The organism is Alcanivorax sp. P2S70, from assembly GCF_000475295.1.
In the GTDB taxonomy this organism is placed as follows: Bacteria; Pseudomonadota; Gammaproteobacteria; order Pseudomonadales; family Alcanivoracaceae; genus Alcanivorax; species Alcanivorax profundi.
In genome coordinates, this window is record NZ_AXBZ01000056.1 from 1 (window position 1) to 15,995 (window position 15,995).

The following is a 15,995-nucleotide window of genomic DNA, read 5'->3' on the forward strand; positions in this document are numbered from 1 at the left end:
GGCTTTTTTGTGGGCGGTGTGAGTCTTTACAGGCTCAACACCTTCTCACCCCGGGAGATCCCGGACACACCGGAACGCACCACTTCCAGTACCTGGGTTTCCCCAATGGCACCGATAAAGGCATCCAGTTTGTCAGAGGCACCCGTCAGCTGGATGGTGTAGACGGTACTGGTCACATCCACGATCTGACCACGGAAGATATCCACACTGCGCTTCACCTCGGCACGCTGAGCGCCGGTGGCCTTCACCTTGATGAGCATCAGTTCACGCTCGATGTGGGCCCCTTCGGTCAGGTCAACCAGCTTGACCACCTCGATCAGCTTGTTCAGGTGCTTGGTGATCTGCTCAATCTTCAGGTCATCACCGAAGGTGGTCAGGGTCAGGCGAGACAGGGTCTTGTCTTCCGTCGGGGCCACCGACAGGGTATCGATGTTATAGCCACGCTGGGAGAACAGACCGATGACCCGGCTCAGGGCGCCAGGTTCGTTTTCCATGAGGATAGAAATAATTCGACGCATCAGGTCCGCTCCGTCTTGCTCAGCCACATGTCGCGCATGGAACCGTCAGCAATCTGCATCGGGTAAACGTGCTCGGTGGGGTCAACATAGATATCCATGAATACCAGACGATCCTTCAGGGCGAAGGCTTCGTTCATGGCCCCTTCCAGGTCCTCGAACTTGGTCACCTTCATACCCACATGGCCGTAGGCTTCTGCCAGGGCCACAAAGTCAGGCAAGGACTCCATGTAGGACTGGCTGTGGCGGCCACCGTACTGCATGTCCTGCCACTGACGCACCATGCCCAACGCCTGGTTGTTGATGTTGATGATCTTCACCGGCAGGCCGTACTGCAGGCAGGTGGAGAGCTCCTGGATGTTCATCTGGATAGAGCCTTCACCGGTAACACACGCCACCGTGGCCTCCGGGAACGCAAACTGCACGCCCATGGCCGCCGGCAGGCCGAACCCCATGGTGCCCAAACCACCGGAGTTGATCCAGCGACGCGGCTTGTCGTACTGGTAGTACTGGGCCGCGAACATCTGGTGCTGACCCACATCGGAGGTCACGTAGGCATCACCCTGAGTGGCCTTATACAGCGCTTCCACCACCTGCTGAGGCTTCATGGGACCGTCTTCGTTGGTCTCATAACGCATGCCGTGCACCTTGCGCCAGCCGGCAATTTCTTCCCACCAGCGCTCCAGCGCCTTCTGGTCCGGCTCGCCACCGTGCTCATCCAGCGCGGCCAGCATTTCTTCCAGCACCTGATCTACCGGGCCCACGATGGGGATATGCGCCATCACGTTCTTGGAGATAGTGGCCGGGTCAATATCGATGTGGATGATCTTGGCACCCGGGCAGAACTTCTTCACATTGTTGGTCACCCGGTCGTCCAGGCGTGCACCCACGGCAAGAATCACGTCGGAATTGTGCATGGTCATGTTGGCTTCATAGGTGCCATGCATGCCCAGCATGCCCACGTTCTGCTTGTCCGTTCCCGGGAAACCACCAAGCCCCATCAGGGTATTGGTCACCGGGAAGTTAAGACGATGCGCCAGCCTGGTCAGCAGTTCGCTGCCCTCCCCCTGCACCACACCACCGCCTGCATAGATGACCGGGCGCTTGGCTTTCATCAGCTCTTCCACCGCCTTGCGGATCTGGCCGGAATGGCCACGGCTGACCGGTGCGTAGGAACGCATCTTCACTTTCTTTGGGTATTCGTAGGGGTTCTTCACGTTAGGCGCGGTCTGATCCTTGGGGATATCAACCAGAACCGGGCCGGGGCGGCCAGTGGTGGCAATATAGAACGCCTTTTTCATGATCTCCGGGATGTCTTTGGCATCACGGACCATAAAGCTGTGCTTCACCACCGGACGGGATACGCCGATCATGTCGGTTTCCTGGAAGGCGTCATCGCCGATCCAGTCGGAACGGACCTGCCCGGACAACACCACCATGGGAATGGAATCCATGAACGCAGTGGCCAGACCGGTGATGGCATTGGTGGCGCCCGGGCCAGAGGTCACCATGACCACACCCGGTTTGCCGGTGGCACGGGCGTAACCATCCGCCGCATGAGTCGCAGCCTGCTCGTGACGCACCAGAATATGGTTTACCTTTTCCTGCTGGAACAGGGCATCGTAAATGTGCAGTACGGACCCTCCGGGATACCCGAAGATGTACTCCACCCCCTCGTCTTGCAACGCACGGACCACCATTTCCGCGCCGGATAACATTTCCACGGTTGCTACCTCTAAATCAGAATGCATAACCCCTGCTTCCCGACACCGGGGGCAGGACGACGTGCTGGAGACCTGCAGAGAGAACGCCATAGTTGGGCATTCTGAAGTCCCGTCGGAGGTGGCCGACGCAGACGCAGGCAGAGAGGCAAACTGGAGGCGCTGGATTCAGAGGAGAAGACGGAGCAGCCCCGCAAGAAAACAGAATCCTCCGGAGGCTCCCACAGCGGGACGAGAGTGCAGTGATACTGCTGACCGGACATCGCGGTAACGATGCCCCGGGTCCCGGCCACACATTTACCGGTAAGCAAATGCGGGTCCCGATCTCCGGAAAGACTCAATTTTGTCAGAAATGTGCGACGATTCAAAGCCCTTGGTCGGGCCGGACTTGCAGAAATGCCCTTTCCCGGTTCATGCTAAAGTCTTACGGACCCTGCAAAACCATAAGAAGACCGACACTATGACCAGATTCTGCCTGTTCTTAGGGGGCGCCTTGCTCACCCTTGCCAGCCTAAGCTCCGCCGCCAAATTCTATAAGTGGGTAGATGACAACGGAGTCACTCACTACGGCGCATCCCCTCCGCTGGGTGTACAAGCCATTGAGGTCAACACGCGTACCAGCGCAAGTTCAGACCAGGAACGCGCCATTGATAGCCTGAACGCCAAACGCGAAGCCTCCGCCCGGGCCAAAGCCGCGGATGAGCAGCGCGCCGAAGAGAAAAAGCGCATGGAAACGGAACCCGATGCGGTGGCCCGAGAGCGTTGCGAACAGCACCAGAAAAATCTGGATACCCTCAAGAACAAACCCATTGTTCGCCAGGAAAACCCGGAAACCGGAGAAATGGAAGTCCTCGATCAGGAAGCGCGCAATAAAATGATCGTGGAAACCCAGGAAGCGCTGAATCAGTGCCAGGGGAAGTGACACCTATTCCGCAAGGAAAACACACAGAAAAGGCCGCATGATTGCGGCCTTTTCTGATTTAGGGGCTTAACAGGGACTCAATGGCTAAACAGAAACTGTTCGTCCTCTACCTCGACCCGAACCACATCGCCTGCCGCGTATTCGCCCCGCAATAACGCCTGGGCCAGGGGGTTTTCCAGCTGCTGCTGAATGGCCCGCTTGAGTGGTCGGGCGCCGTAGACCGGGTCGAACCCTGCATCCACCAACTTGCCCAAGGCGGCATCGCTGAGCTCCAGACGAATCTCTCTCTCCGCCAAACGCTTGCGCAGGTACTCCAGCTGGATGGAGGCGATTCCCTTGAGCTGGTCTTTCTCCAGGGGGTGGAACACCACCGTTTCGTCCACCCGATTGATGAATTCAGGGCGGAAATGATTGCCCACTACCTCCATCACCGCGGACTTCATGGCCTCGTAATCTCCGCCACTGGCCAGGGTCTGAATCAGATCCGACCCCAGGTTGGAGGTCATCACCACCACCGTATTGCGGAAATCCACCGTACGGCCCTGACCATCGGTCAGGCGGCCATCATCCAGCACCTGCAACAGGATGTTGAAGACATCCGGGTGAGCCTTCTCCACCTCGTCCAGCAACACCACCGAGTAAGGCTTGCGACGCACCGCTTCGGTCAGGTAACCGCCTTCTTCATAGCCGACATAGCCTGGGGGAGCCCCCACCAGCCGGGCCACGGAATGCTTCTCCATGAACTCGGACATGTCGATACGCACCATGGCTTCTTCGGTATCGAACAGGAAGTTGGCCAGTGCTTTACACAGCTCGGTCTTGCCAACCCCCGTGGGACCCAGGAACAGGAAACTGCCGTTGGGACGATTGGGGTCAGACAACCCGGCACGGGAACGACGCACCGCATTGGAAACGGCTTCCACAGCTTCGTTCTGCCCCACCACCCGGCCATGCAAGGCCTCTTCCATGCGTAGCAGCTTGTCGCGCTCGCCCTCCAGCATCTTGGACACCGGAATCCCGGTCCACTTGGAAACGACCTCGGCAATTTCCTCGTCGGTAACCTTGTTACGCAGCAACTGGTTCTCGGTCTGGGCCTGCTGCTCTTCCTGGTCCTGAGCCGCCTGCACCTTCTTCTCCAGATCCGGGATCACGCCGTACTGCAGCTCGGACATACGATTCAAGTCACCCGCCCGGCGCGCCTGCTCCAGCTCCACACGGGCCTGCTCCAGCTCCGCCTTGTACTCCTGGGCACCCTGCAAGGCCGCTTTTTCCGCCTGCCAGATTTCTTCCAGGTCGGCATACTGTTTTTCCAGTTCGTCGATGTCGCCTTCGAGCTTTTCAAGACGCTTCTTGCTGGCCTCGTCTTCCTCTTTGCGCAGGGCTTCACGTTCCATCTTGAGCTGAATCAGACGACGATCAAGACGGTCCATTTCTTCCGGCATGGAATCAATTTCCATGCGGATACGACTGCCCGCCTCGTCAATCAGATCGATGGCCTTGTCCGGCAGCTGACGGTCGGTGATATAGCGGTGACTCAGACGCGCCGCGGCAATGATGGCGCTGTCGGTAATGTCCACACCATGGTGCACTTCGTAGCGCTCTTTCAGGCCACGCAGAATGGCAATGGTGTCTTCCACGGTGGGCTCATCCACCTGCACCTTCTGGAAGCGACGCTCCAGGGCGGCATCTTTTTCAATGTACTGGCGATACTCATCCAGCGTGGTCGCCCCGACACAATGCAGCTCGCCGCGGGCCAACGCGGGCTTGAGCATGTTGCCGGCATCCATGGAACCTTCGCCCTTGCCAGCGCCGACCATGGTATGCAGCTCATCAATGAACAGGATGATGCGCCCCTCCTGCTTCGCCAACTCGTTGAGCACCGCCTTGAGGCGCTCTTCGAATTCACCCCGGTATTTGGCACCGGCGATCAGCGCCGCCATATCCAGCGACAACACCTGCTTGTCCTTGAGCCCCTCCGGCACCTCGCCATTGATGATGCGCTGGGCCAAGCCCTCGACGATCGCGGTCTTGCCCACACCGGGCTCACCGATCAGCACCGGGTTATTCTTGGTACGACGCTGCAACACCTGGATCGTGCGGCGAATCTCATCGTCGCGGCCAATCACCGGATCGAGCTTGCCGGACTCGGCGCGCTCGGTGAGATTCACGGTGTATTTATCCAGTGCTTCGCGCTTGTCTTCTGCGTTGGGATCATTGACCGTTTCCCCGCCACGCACTTCCGCGATCTTGGCCGCCAGCACCTTCTTGGTCACACCGGCGTGCTTGAGCAGCTTGCCCAGCTCACCGTTGTCATCACAGGCCGCCAGCAGCACCACCTCGGAAGAGAGATACTGGTCACCATTTTGTTGGGCTTCACGGTCGGCCAGGTTCAACAGCCGGCCGGTGCCTTGCCCCATCTGCACATCACCATTGAAATTGCTCACCGTGGGCAGTTTGTCCACGGCCATGTTGAGCGCGGTCACCACATCCGCCGTATTGGCTCCGGCTTTTTCCAACAGGGGTTTTGCCACGCCCCCCTGCTGCTGCATCAGTGCCAGCATCAGGTGAACCGGTTCAATAGTGCTATTGCCCTGCCCCACGGCCAGAGATTGCGCATCCGACAGGGCTTCCTGCAGCCGCGCAGTGAGTTTGTCCATTCGCATTCGTAAACGCTCCTATCCGGTCGTGACCCGCAAAAGGACTCCCTGACGGCAAGCCCAGCGCGATCACCGGTTATCAATCAACTGATAGAGAGATGGGTCCGATTGGGCCAAACACAAGGGCAGTTAACAGTGAATAGTGAACAGTTAACAGCGGCACGAGGAAACATATCAGGCTTTAAAACGTCAGAGGCCGCGCCCAACCCATGGACGCGGCCCCTGCGCTCTCAAAACAGAACACCCCATGCCGCGAGCTGTTCACTGTTAACTGTTAACTGTTAACTGCCTTCATCCAGCCAGATCAACGACGCAAACCGCCCCGTCTCACCTTCCTTGCGGTAGGAATAGAAACGGTTCAGGTCGCAGGCGGTGCAGAGGTCTCCGCCCTGGACATCGGTGACGCCGAGGGCGGCCAGTTCGATCATGGCGGCATGGGCCACGGAGAACCGCCAGTGGTGAGGCGTCGCGTCTTTCTGGAAGGCGGGTTTGAAGGCGGCGTTGCTATCGACGAACGCGCGGTAGACCTCGTCCCCCACCTGATAGCATTTGCCGCAAATAGCAGGGCCCAGCCAGGCACTGACCGGCTCGCCATTAGGCGCGATGCTGGCCAGACCTTCGCCAACAATGCCTGCCTGTAGCCCCCGCCAGCCGGCGTGCACTGCGGCCACTGCAGTGCCATCCGTACGCGCCAACAGCACCGGCAGGCAGTCAGCGGTAAGCACTACACAAGGCCACCGTTGCTGGTCGGTCCAGACACCGTCGGCCTCGCTATCCTGCTCGCCTGCGCGGATGACCCGCTTGCCATGCACTTGCCAGAGCCACGCCACCGGGTGGTCAGCATCCAGGTGCTTTTCCACACAGTGACGGGCCTGTTCCACGCGTGCGGGTTGGTCACCGCAGTTCAGGCCCAGATTAAAACCATTCCAGGGTTTGGGGGAGATGTTGCCGGCACGGGTCGTCACCGCCGCACGAACCGCAGGGTGAGGGTGCCAGTCAGGCCATAACCATTGATCGCGTTCGGGAGAGTCCATCGGGAAGCCTCGGGCAGACAGTGAAAACCCCGTACCGGGATGGAAGATGGGGAGCGCCTGCGGCGATGGCCACTCTATGGCTCGTCTTTGGCGTCGCGCTCCAGAACCGAAATCAGGGCCTGCATATCATCCGGCAGCGGTGATTCGAACTCACAATATTCGCCACTGGCAGGATGAATCAAGCCAAGTTTGCGGGCATGCAGCGCCTGACGCGGAAAACGCCGCAGCGCCTGGCGCAATTCCTCGCTCGCCCCCGCCGGGAACTTGAGTCGGCCGCCGTAGAGCGGATCGCCCACCAACGGATAGTTGCGGAAGGCCATATGAACGCGGATCTGATGGGTCCGGCCGGTCTCCAGCTGCACCTGGATTCGGGTGTGGGCACGGTAGCGGTCCATTACCCGGTAATGGGTGACCGCATTCTTGCCGCCTTCCTTTAATACTGCCTGCTTCTTGCGATCCACCGGATGGCGCCCCATGGGGGCATCTACCTTGCCACCACCGGTCATCACTCCGACGGCAATGGCTTCGTACTGGCGGAACAGGCTCTTGTCCTGCAGCTGGGAGACCAGACTGGTATGGGCCTCCAACGAGCGCGCCACCACCATCAGCCCGGTGGTGTCCCGGTCCAACCGGTGAACAATACCCGCTCTGGGCAGACTGTTAAGCCGCTCATCATGGTGCAGCAAGCCGTTAAGCAGGGTGCCATCAGCGTGGCCCGCTGCCGGGTGCACCACAAGGCCTGTGGGCTTGTTGATGACCAACAGGTCCTCGTCCTCGTAGACGATATCCAGCTCGATGGACTGAGGCTGGTCCTCCAGCTCAGGCTCGATCACCACCTCCAGACTGAGGGATTCATTGCCGGTGAGCTTGTCCTTGGGCTTGGCCTTGTTGCCGTTGACGGTGAGTACGCCGTCCTTGATCCATGCCTGCAGGCGCGAGCGGGAGAAGCCATCAAACAGTTCGGCAGCGGCCTGATCCACCCGCTGACCCGCCTGTTCTGCCCGCACCTGCTCGGTACGTTGAATTTTCTCGCCGCCAAGATGTCCCATGATCCAACCTGTGTTTAAATGTGACCCGCTATTGTAACCCGTTCAACGAGGAAAGAATGCCACGCATTTTCTGGCCCCTGCTGTGTTTGCTGTTGCTCGCTGGCTGCGCCACCAAGGAACGCCCTGAGCTCACCGAAGCCGACCAGTACCGTGAAGCCCACGAATCGATCGAGTCAAAGAACTACCTGACTGCCATCGATGAACTGAAAGAGCTTGAGGCACGTTTCCCCTATGGCGACTATGCCGAGCAGGCGGGTCTGGACCTGATCTACGCCAGTTACATGGCCGTAGACTACCCGGCCACGGTGGTCGCCGCCCAACGTTTCATGCGCAATTACCCGGCCCATGCCCGGGTGGACTATGCGCTGTACATGCGCGGCCTTGCCAATTTCAACATGGAAAAAGGCCTGTTCGACAACCTCGTCACCTCTGACAAGTCCGCACGGGACATGGATGCCGCCAAGGATGCCTTCCGGGATTTTGAGCGGCTGGTGGCCCGCTTCCCGGACAGCGAATATGCACCGGATGCGCGCTCGCGGATGGTCCACATTCGCAACCAGCTGGCTCGCCAGGAATTGCATGTGGCCCGCTACTACGCCCGGCGCGGCGCCATTGTCGCCTCTATTAACCGGGCCCAGTATGTCGTGAAGCACTACCAGCAGACCCCTGCGGTAGAGGAAGCGCTGGCGATCATGGTGAAAGGTTATGAGCGCCTGGATTATCCCAAGCTGGCGGAGAAAAGCCGCAATGTGCTCGCCCTGAACTTCCCGGATAGCGATTATCTGGATAAAGACCGGCAGGTGGATCTGGCCTGGTGGCCGGATGAAGACAACGGTCTGCTGAGCCTGCTGACCTTCGACCTTCTCTGAGCTTCTAGCTAAAAAGGGTGGCACCGAGACTGATTCGGGCCACCCTTTTTAGGTCCTGGTCTTCCTCGTAGCTCTCAGCTAAAAGCTGCTAGCAGCTTTTAGTCCCCCGGTCGCCAGCCGTTGGTGATCGGATAACGCCGGTCTTTGCCAAAGGCGCGGCGACTAACCCGGGGGCCCACCGCAGCCTGACGGCGCTTGTACTCATTGCGGTCGGTCAGTTTGACCACCTTGTAGACGTTATCACGGTCGAACCCATCCCGAATCACCGCTTCCGCACTCATGTCCTGCTCCACATAGCGCTCCAGGATCGCATCCAGCTCGTCGTAATCGGGTAGCGAATCACTGTCGACCTGATCCGGCGCCAGCTCCGCAGAGGGCGGGCGGGTGATGACCCTGTCAGGGACAATTTCCATCCCTGCCTTCTGGTTCCGCCAGCGACACAGGCGGTACACCATGGTCTTGAAGACATCCTTGAGGACGGCAAAGCCACCGGCCATGTCCCCGTACAAGGTAGCGTAACCCACCGCCATCTCGCTCTTGTTACCGGTGGTGAGAACCACCGAGCCGCTTTTATTGGACAGCGCCATCAACAGCACCCCACGACAACGGGCCTGCAGGTTTTCTTCGGTGGTGTCCTTGGCCAACCCCTCGAATGCCTCGCTAAGAATGCCCATAAAGCCGTTAAAAGCAGGCTCAATAGGCATCACGCGATATTTCACCCGCAATGTGCGCGCCTGTTTTTCGGCATCTTCCAGACTCCAGGCCGAGGTATAGCGGAATGGCATCATGACCGCTTCTACCCGCTCTGGGCCCAGCGCATCGACAGCAACCGCCAGGGTCAGGGCCGAATCAATCCCCCCGGACAACCCCAGCAACGCCCCCTTGAAACCGTTCTTGTTGACGTAATCGCGAGTGGCGAGCACCAGCGCCTGGTAAATGCTTTCCTCAAGCCCCGGAACGGGCAACACCTCGCCGACCGGTTCGCAGTGCCCATCCGCACATTGCAGGTCCACGGGCACCAGCGCCTCATGAAAACTGGCCCCCTGCACACAGCGCTCGCCCTTGCTGTTACAGACAAAAGAGGCGCCATCGAACACCAGCTCATCCTGCCCCCCGACCAGGTTGCAATACAGCACCGGCAGACCGGTTTCACGACTGCGGGCTTCGACCTGCTCCAGACGCTCCGCCACCTTGTTGGCCCGGAACGGCGAGGCATTGAGGTTGAGCACCACATCCACGCCCGCCTGCTGCAACTGCGCAGCAGGCTCGGCATGCCAGATGTCCTCACAGATGGTCAGCCCCAGCGTCCACCCCTGCAGTTCAAAGGTGCAAGGCTTGTCGCCTCGCTGAAAGTAACGCTTTTCATCAAACACCCGGTAATTGGGCAGGTGTTGCTTGAAATATTCGTGCCGGGGGCCTTTGTCTCCCGGGAATATCACCCCGGCCGCATTTCGGCGTAATCCATTACGCACCGCAGGGTAACCCAGTACGACAGGGACAGAGACGCTGGCACCGATCTCCGCCAGCGCATCATCTACCCGACTGTTCAGGCTGGGTCGCAGCAGCAGATCCTCTGGCGGGTAGCCGGTCAGCATCAGTTCAGGAAACAGCACAAGGTCCGCCCCCAACAAACGCCGGGCTTCATCTGCTGCCGCAATAACCCGCTGGGCATTCCCTTCGATATCCCCCACCAGCGCGTTCTGCTGGGCCATGACTATTCGCATTTCAAGACCTGCTTTTCTGACTATTGGCCCGATCCGGCCACGATCGCCCCACCCTGTGCGGGCCGAGCTTTCCTCAAATGAGCGCTGATTGTACTCTTTAGCCAGCAATCCATGAATGCACCAACCAGCATAAAAACAAGGGGACAAGGATGGGGCTGATTCGCCTGCTGATCATCGCTGCACTGATATACCTTGCCTGGCGAGTGGCAAAACGCCTGCTTGCCGGCCCACAAGGCAAACCACCGGCGACACCAACCCAGTCCCAGAACATGCTGAAGTGCCAGCAATGCGGTGTCCACGTGCCCGCCAACGAAGCCTTCAGCCACAACGGCAAGCACTTTTGCTGCCAGGATCACCAGCGCCAGTATCTGGAACACCATGAATCCTAATCAACGTTGGACCCCGGCCCGCATCTATAACGTTTACCGGATTGCCATTGCCTGTGTCTTGATGCTGTTGCATTACGCGCCGGACAAACCGGTTATTGGCGCAGATTCCCAGAACCTGTTCGAAATAACCCTATTTCTCTATCTTGGCCTCGCGCTGGCATCTACCACCCTGGATTTCAAACACCGGTTGAGAGCGTTTCCTCGCTGGACGGAACCCTTCTCGCTCATCACCGACCTGCTAATGTTGACCCTGGTGGTACACGCCAGTGGAGGGCTGGAAGGCGGACTGGCGGTACTGCTGCTCGTCACCGTCGCTGCAGGCAACATTCTATTGCGAGGGCGTCTAGGGTATCTGATTGCCGCTCTCGCAACGCTCGCAGTCATGTTTGAGCAGTTCTACTTTTCGATCCAGACACAACTGAGCTCCCCTTTTGCTCTCACTGAATCCGGATTGCTTGGCATCGCTTTCTTCATGATCTCGGTGATCATTCAGCAAATTGCCGTACGGCTGGATCACAGCGAGCAAATTGCCCAACGGCAACGTGTCGCCATCCAGCGGCTGGAGGCACTTAACGAGCAAATCGTACAAAGAATGCGGACCGGTATTTTGGTCTTTGATCAAAAGATGCGAATTTTAATGTCAAACGAAGCCGCGGATAATCTTTTCAATATCCCAATGCAGGGCAACAAATTATCAGGCACTCTGTCTGATCTCTTTCAGCGTTGGCAGAACAACCCCCTACTCCCGCACACGACCCTGAAAGTTTCCGAGCAAAGCCCTCTGCTTAGTCCAAGGTTTGCCCAACTTGAAACCGGCCATGAATCGCTGACTTTGCTGTTCCTGGAAGATACTGCTCGTATTGCACAAGAAGCCCAACAGATGAATCTTGCTTCTTTAGGACGTCTTTCTGCCACGCTGGCACATGAAATCAGAAACCCGCTCAGCGCTATCAACCACGCAACCGACCTTCTGCTGGATGGCTCCCCCAGCGAAGAAGACAGCCAGTTGCTCTCGATCATTCGAAATCACGTGACCCGGGTAAATACCATTATTCACGATGTCCTGGACCTGTCTCGCCGTGGCAAGGGGAATGCTGAGCGCTTTGCGCTTCATCAACTTTTGCGCCAAAACGTCGACAACTGGATTCTTAATGCACCTCAAGCTGACATATCCCTGGCCTGCAGCCATGAAGTGGAAGTGCGTTTTGATCCCAGTCAGCTGACCCAAGTGATCGATAATCTGATCGCCAATGCGATCAAACACGGCGGACAAAATTGTACGGTGCAGCTATCCTGCGGCCACCATGACAGAACCGGACTCCCCTGGTTAAGGGTTCGTGACAATGGCAAGGGAATCAGTGCTGAGGCCGCACGATTCCTTTTTGAGCCATTTTTCACTACCGCCAGCGATGGCAATGGTCTTGGACTATATCTTTGCCGCGAACTTTGTCACGCCAATCAGGCCACACTGGATCTAGAGAACTATCCGGATGGTGCATCCTTTGTGATAACCTTCGCTCACCCGCAACGACAATTTCAATAACGGGGCCATTTATGACTGCCGAGACACCGCACGTACTGGTGGTTGATGACGAAGCCGATCTTCGTGAACTTCTGGTCATTACCCTTGGGCGAATGAAGCTGAAAGCAACTGCCGCAGAGAATCTTGCTTCCGCCAAAGAAAAACTCAGCAGTGGCAATTTTGACCTTTGTCTGACCGACATGAACCTGGGAGATGGCACTGGAATGGAGCTCCTCCAATTCATTTCCCGTCATTGCCCGGATATGCCTGCAGCCGTGATTACTGCCTACGGAAATATGGAAACCGCCACAGAAGCGATGAAGTTCGGCGCCTATGACTTTATTTCCAAACCTGTTGCCCTTGACCGCCTTCGCCAGCTGATCGAAGACGGGCTGGGCATCAGTGGCACAGAAGAGCACTCCGATGAAGAAGACAATCTCATCGGAGATGCTCCCGCCATGAAAGCCCTGAAAGCCCAAGTGCGTAAACTGGCACGAAGCCAGGCCCCCATTTATATCAGCGGCGAATCCGGTAGCGGCAAAGAGCGAATTGCCCGATTAATCCATTCCCTTGGCCCTCGCAGAGAGCGCCCATTTGTTGCGGTAAACTGCGGAGCAATCCCCTCCGAGCTCATGGAAAGTGAGTTCTTTGGCCACCGGAAAGGGGCATTTACTGGTGCAGTCGAAGATCGAAAAGGTTTGTTCAGAGAAGCTGACGGCGGCACACTTTTTCTGGATGAGGTAGCTGACCTGCCCTTACATATGCAGGTGAAACTGCTTCGAGCCATTCAAGAAAAGTCCGTTCGCCCGGTCGGCGAGGCCAAGGAATTCCAGGTCAACCTGCGCATTCTCTGCGCCACTCATAAAGACCTGTCCAGGGAGATGTCTGAGGGCCGGTTCAGGCAGGATTTATTTTACCGACTAAACGTTATTGAAGCGCATGTACCGCCGTTACGGGAGCGCCAGGAAGACATTCCCTCTCTGGTCGATCACATCCTAACGCGCTTAAGCAGAGCATGGGATATTACCGTCCCAACGGTGAGTACAGCCGCCATGAAATCGCTTTGCCACTATGCCTTTCCGGGCAATGTCAGGGAGCTTGAAAACACACTGGAGCGGGCCCTGACTCTTTGTGATGGCGTTGTTATCGATAAAGAGCATCTACGACTACAGGAAACCTCTCCGGTCGCAGCACCGCCTTCCGGCCCCTGGAACGAAACAAGTCAGCAGGTAGAGCGTCCCCCACAACTGCCCCTGGAAGAATTCCTTCAGGAAATTGAGAAAACCGAGATCCTGAAAGCGCTGGATGCAACCCACTGGAACCGCACCGCGGCGGCAAAAAAACTCGGGATGACCTTTCGATCGTTGCGCTACCGTCTTAAGAAGCTGGAACTTGATCGGGATGACGAAGGCAACGAATAACCAGATGGATCAATAGACGGCGCCACACCGCACAGAACCTGAGCCAAAAGCTCTGCCGTCGCCGGAGCGGCCACCAGTCCATTCCGGTAATGCCCCGTCGCAACATAAACACCATCGGCTCCAGGCACAGCACCAATAAACGGGTAGTCTCTGTCAGAGCCCGGCCTGACCCCGGCCCAATGGTACGCTGGGCGGGCCTTCTCAAGTTCTGGCATTAGCGTTTGGGCCAACCTCTCCAGCCTGTAGCGTCCCGATACTGTGGGATAGAAACTGGCGTCCCCCTTTCTCAAGGTTGAGCCAACCAAGACAGCCCCATCATTTCTCGGGATCAAATAACCGGCTTCTGTCAGCAGAACAGACGAAACATCACCGGGGGACAGCTGGTACAACAACATTTCGCCCTTGGCCGGAAAGAGTGGCAGTTGCACACCCAGCTTTTCCAGCAACGCCCCTGTACCTGCACCCATGCCCACAACTGTCTTGTCTGCCCGCCACTGTCGCCCATCCTCCGCAAGGAAAATCACATTTCGTCCCTGCCTGCGAATGTCTGAAATTCTTGCCTTGTGGTTTTTTACACCACGAGCCTGCAGGCAAGCGCGCAGTGCTTTCAACAATCCCGGGTTACGAACATTGCCAAGCCCCGGGAAGAACACCCCCTCCAGCCCTTTCGCCATCATGCGGCCAGAGAGCCCGTCAGATGACTGCGCCTCACAATTCAATCCCCATTCACTTGCCCAGCGCAAGGCTCGCTCTCTCTCCTTCTCATCCCCCTGAACCCACATACCATTCAAGTTCAGTAAACGGCCTGGAGGCGCGTAGCCATCACTCTCCAACATGCCAACCAACCGCCGATATCTGTCCACTCCATCGAACGTCAGCTGATTGAGAAGTGAAGACTGACGCCAGGCATACAGCGGCGAGAGGATCCCTCCGCCAGCCCATGAGGCAGGAGGCTGATCGCCCTCGACAATCGTCACACTTGCTCCGCGCTCCGTAAGCTCAAGCGCACTGAGAAGAGCGACAATTCCTCCACCTAAAACAAGAACATCTGACATGAATGATGACGACAATGGCTTATAGAAAGAGAGGCAACGGTACCACAGGCAACCTGAAAAAACCCGGCTAGCCTGATCTCCTGCTGAATACAGGAGTCATGGTTTATGCCTCACCCCATTTGCCGAGCCAACCTCGGCTTTACCCTCATGGAAGCACTCATTGCAGTAATGATATCGGTTATTCTGATGATGCTTTCCCATACCATCGTCACCCAACTGGTCCCCAAATATCAGGTCATCACCGCTGCCCATGCGATCAACAATTTCATGCTGGCAGCACGTGCAGGAGCCATGAGCAGCCACAATCACCGCATGCTTTGCTCAGGGGACAGTGGTTGCAAAAAGTTCACGCCTAGCCGCAGCCTGATTGTCGGAATGGACGCTAACGACAATAACGAACTGGAGAAGCACGAAATTCTCGGTGAATACAAATTACCCGGTGACACACGATTACACTGGAAGCGCTTTCGCGGTAACGCCCTGGTATTTAATCGCTTCGGAATCAGTCACTTCCAGAATGGCAGCTTCTATATCTGCAATGAAACCGCAGCGAGAAGGCTGGTGATGAATTGGATTGGACGCACTCGCCTCGAGACGGTGCCAGTCAGCGATTGTCCAAATTAGAGAGAGGCCGCAGAAACACCACATGGTTCGAAAATGGAACCATGTGGTGCTTGCCTTACTTCCAGGAGGGATCAGTGGACATAGTACAAGACGATGCCACTTTCATGCAGGTCTCCCCTTGCTCATTGATCATGAAGGTTTCCGTACCGTTCATATTCTTGGAGGAAAGAGGCTCCGCCTTTAGTGTATAACTCTGCGGGTCACCCGCGGGCACGTTCACAGAGACGGTGTAGAACTCATTGCCTGTTCGGGAGGTAATTGCCGAATCTGCCGCTGCGCCATTATATGAGAAGTTCCGTGCCCGGAACGCCTCCATGGCCGCAGCAACATCCATCAATTGCCCCTTAACTGCAGCCTGCCGACTCGATTCCACATGAGCGGTGTAGCTTGGAAAAGCCACAGCCGCCAGCACCGCGATAATCAAAACGACAATAAACAGCTCAATAAGCGTGAAACCTCGTTGAAACCGACTCATTTGCGACAATCTCATTGA

The 15,995-nt window shown here is 57.3% G+C and carries 14 protein-coding genes; 6 read left to right on the top strand and 8 right to left on the bottom strand.

Annotation, left to right across the window (positions count from 1 at the left end; all coding sequences use genetic code 11):
* Nucleotides 1-26: 26 nt before the first annotated feature.
* Nucleotides 27-518 carry an acetolactate synthase small subunit gene (ilvN, locus tag Q672_RS30910; protein ID WP_022986407.1) on the bottom strand — a complete coding sequence of 164 codons (492 nt, stop codon included), beginning with the start codon at nt 516-518 and terminating at the stop codon, nt 27-29.
* On the bottom strand, nt 518-2,239 hold the full coding sequence (locus Q672_RS30915) for an acetolactate synthase 3 large subunit (RefSeq protein WP_035482587.1): 1,722 nt from the start codon (nt 2,237-2,239) through the stop codon (nt 518-520). Before Q672_RS30915 ends, ilvN begins: the two co-directional genes overlap by 1 nt.
* Before the next feature lie 457 nt (nt 2,240-2,696).
* On the opposite strand from Q672_RS30915, the gene Q672_RS30920 reads away from it, so the two are divergent.
* Complete coding sequence (locus tag Q672_RS30920; protein ID WP_022986409.1) at nt 2,697-3,158, top strand: DUF4124 domain-containing protein; 462 nt, start codon at nt 2,697-2,699, stop codon at nt 3,156-3,158.
* 77 nt (nt 3,159-3,235) lie between these two features.
* Here the strand turns inward: Q672_RS30920 and clpB are convergent, their stop codons facing one another.
* The 3 genes from clpB to rluD form a co-directional block, all read right to left on the bottom strand.
* The gene (gene clpB, locus Q672_RS30925) at nt 3,236-5,821 is read right to left on the bottom strand and encodes an ATP-dependent chaperone ClpB (protein WP_022986410.1); all 2,586 of its coding nucleotides are present in this window, start codon (nt 5,819-5,821) and stop codon (nt 3,236-3,238) included.
* A 275-nt stretch (nt 5,822-6,096) separates the two neighbouring features.
* Nucleotides 6,097-6,849 (bottom strand): peptidoglycan editing factor PgeF, encoded by a 753-nt coding sequence (pgeF, locus tag Q672_RS30930; RefSeq protein WP_022986411.1) that lies wholly within the window; start codon nt 6,847-6,849, stop codon nt 6,097-6,099.
* A gap of 74 nt (nt 6,850-6,923) precedes the next feature.
* Nucleotides 6,924-7,898 carry a 23S rRNA pseudouridine(1911/1915/1917) synthase RluD gene (rluD, locus tag Q672_RS30935; RefSeq protein ID WP_022986412.1) on the bottom strand — a complete coding sequence of 325 codons (975 nt, stop codon included), beginning with the start codon at nt 7,896-7,898 and terminating at the stop codon, nt 6,924-6,926.
* 56 nt (nt 7,899-7,954) lie between these two features.
* Between rluD and Q672_RS30940 the strand changes: the two genes are divergently transcribed.
* Nucleotides 7,955-8,767: an outer membrane protein assembly factor BamD gene (locus Q672_RS30940; protein WP_022986413.1), complete on the top strand. Its 813-nt coding sequence runs from the start codon at nt 7,955-7,957 to the stop codon at nt 8,765-8,767.
* 98 nt (nt 8,768-8,865) lie between these two features.
* Here the strand turns inward: Q672_RS30940 and Q672_RS30945 are convergent, their stop codons facing one another.
* The gene (locus Q672_RS30945) at nt 8,866-10,491 is read right to left on the bottom strand and encodes an NAD+ synthase (protein ID WP_031226943.1); all 1,626 of its coding nucleotides are present in this window, start codon (nt 10,489-10,491) and stop codon (nt 8,866-8,868) included.
* 149 nt (nt 10,492-10,640) lie between these two features.
* Here Q672_RS30945 and Q672_RS30950 point away from each other — a divergent pair, with 149 nt between their 5' ends.
* The 3 genes from Q672_RS30950 to Q672_RS30960 are packed head-to-tail and all read left to right on the top strand — an operon-like array spanning nt 10,641 to nt 13,823.
* Nucleotides 10,641-10,880, top strand: coding sequence for a PP0621 family protein (locus Q672_RS30950; protein ID WP_022986415.1), 240 nt, complete (start codon nt 10,641-10,643; stop codon nt 10,878-10,880).
* On the top strand, nt 10,870-12,423 hold the full coding sequence (locus Q672_RS30955; RefSeq protein ID WP_022986416.1) for a sensor histidine kinase: 1,554 nt from the start codon (nt 10,870-10,872) through the stop codon (nt 12,421-12,423). The genes Q672_RS30950 and Q672_RS30955 overlap by 11 nt, the downstream gene beginning before the upstream one ends.
* An 11-nt stretch (nt 12,424-12,434) precedes the next feature.
* Nucleotides 12,435-13,823 carry a sigma-54-dependent transcriptional regulator gene (locus Q672_RS30960; RefSeq protein ID WP_022986417.1) on the top strand — a complete coding sequence of 463 codons (1,389 nt, stop codon included), beginning with the start codon at nt 12,435-12,437 and terminating at the stop codon, nt 13,821-13,823.
* On the opposite strand, the gene Q672_RS34045 is transcribed toward Q672_RS30960, so the two are convergent.
* Complete coding sequence (locus Q672_RS34045) at nt 13,772-14,878, bottom strand: NAD(P)/FAD-dependent oxidoreductase (protein WP_081703691.1); 1,107 nt, start codon at nt 14,876-14,878, stop codon at nt 13,772-13,774. The two genes, Q672_RS30960 and Q672_RS34045, sit on opposite strands and share 52 nt — an antisense overlap.
* Before the next feature lie 105 nt (nt 14,879-14,983).
* On the opposite strand from Q672_RS34045, the gene Q672_RS30965 reads away from it, so the two are divergent.
* Entirely contained in the window at nt 14,984-15,502 is a 519-nt protein-coding gene (locus tag Q672_RS30965; protein WP_022986418.1) for a GspH/FimT family pseudopilin, read from the top strand.
* Between the two features lie 55 nt (nt 15,503-15,557).
* Here Q672_RS30965 and Q672_RS30970 read toward each other — a convergent pair whose 3' ends face one another.
* Nucleotides 15,558-15,992, bottom strand: coding sequence for a type IV pilin protein (locus Q672_RS30970; RefSeq protein ID WP_022986419.1), 435 nt, complete (start codon nt 15,990-15,992; stop codon nt 15,558-15,560).
* Between the last annotated feature and the right edge of the window lie 3 nt (nt 15,993-15,995).

Bases quoted from the DNA above. Each gene is read 5' to 3' on its own strand.
- ilvN (WP_022986407.1), bottom strand. From the start codon at position 518: ATGCGTCGAATTATTTCTATCCTCATGGAAAACGAACCTGGCGCCCTG.
- Q672_RS30920 (WP_022986409.1), top strand. From the start codon at position 2,697: ATGACCAGATTCTGCCTGTTCTTAGGGGGCGCCTTGCTCACCCTTGCC.
- clpB (WP_022986410.1), bottom strand. From the start codon at position 5,821: ATGCGAATGGACAAACTCACTGCGCGGCTGCAGGAAGCCCTGTCGGAT.
- pgeF (WP_022986411.1), bottom strand. From the start codon at position 6,849: ATGGACTCTCCCGAACGCGATCAATGGTTATGGCCTGACTGGCACCCT.
- rluD (WP_022986412.1), bottom strand. From the start codon at position 7,898: ATGGGACATCTTGGCGGCGAGAAAATTCAACGTACCGAGCAGGTGCGG.
- Q672_RS30940 (WP_022986413.1), top strand. From the start codon at position 7,955: ATGCCACGCATTTTCTGGCCCCTGCTGTGTTTGCTGTTGCTCGCTGGC.
- Q672_RS30945 (WP_031226943.1), bottom strand. From the start codon at position 10,491: ATGCGAATAGTCATGGCCCAGCAGAACGCGCTGGTGGGGGATATCGAA.
- Q672_RS30950 (WP_022986415.1), top strand. From the start codon at position 10,641: ATGGGGCTGATTCGCCTGCTGATCATCGCTGCACTGATATACCTTGCC.
- Q672_RS30955 (WP_022986416.1), top strand. From the start codon at position 10,870: ATGAATCCTAATCAACGTTGGACCCCGGCCCGCATCTATAACGTTTAC.
- Q672_RS30960 (WP_022986417.1), top strand. From the start codon at position 12,435: ATGACTGCCGAGACACCGCACGTACTGGTGGTTGATGACGAAGCCGAT.
- Q672_RS34045 (WP_081703691.1), bottom strand. From the start codon at position 14,878: ATGTCAGATGTTCTTGTTTTAGGTGGAGGAATTGTCGCTCTTCTCAGT.
- Q672_RS30965 (WP_022986418.1), top strand. From the start codon at position 14,984: ATGCCTCACCCCATTTGCCGAGCCAACCTCGGCTTTACCCTCATGGAA.
- Q672_RS30970 (WP_022986419.1), bottom strand. From the start codon at position 15,992: ATGAGATTGTCGCAAATGAGTCGGTTTCAACGAGGTTTCACGCTTATT.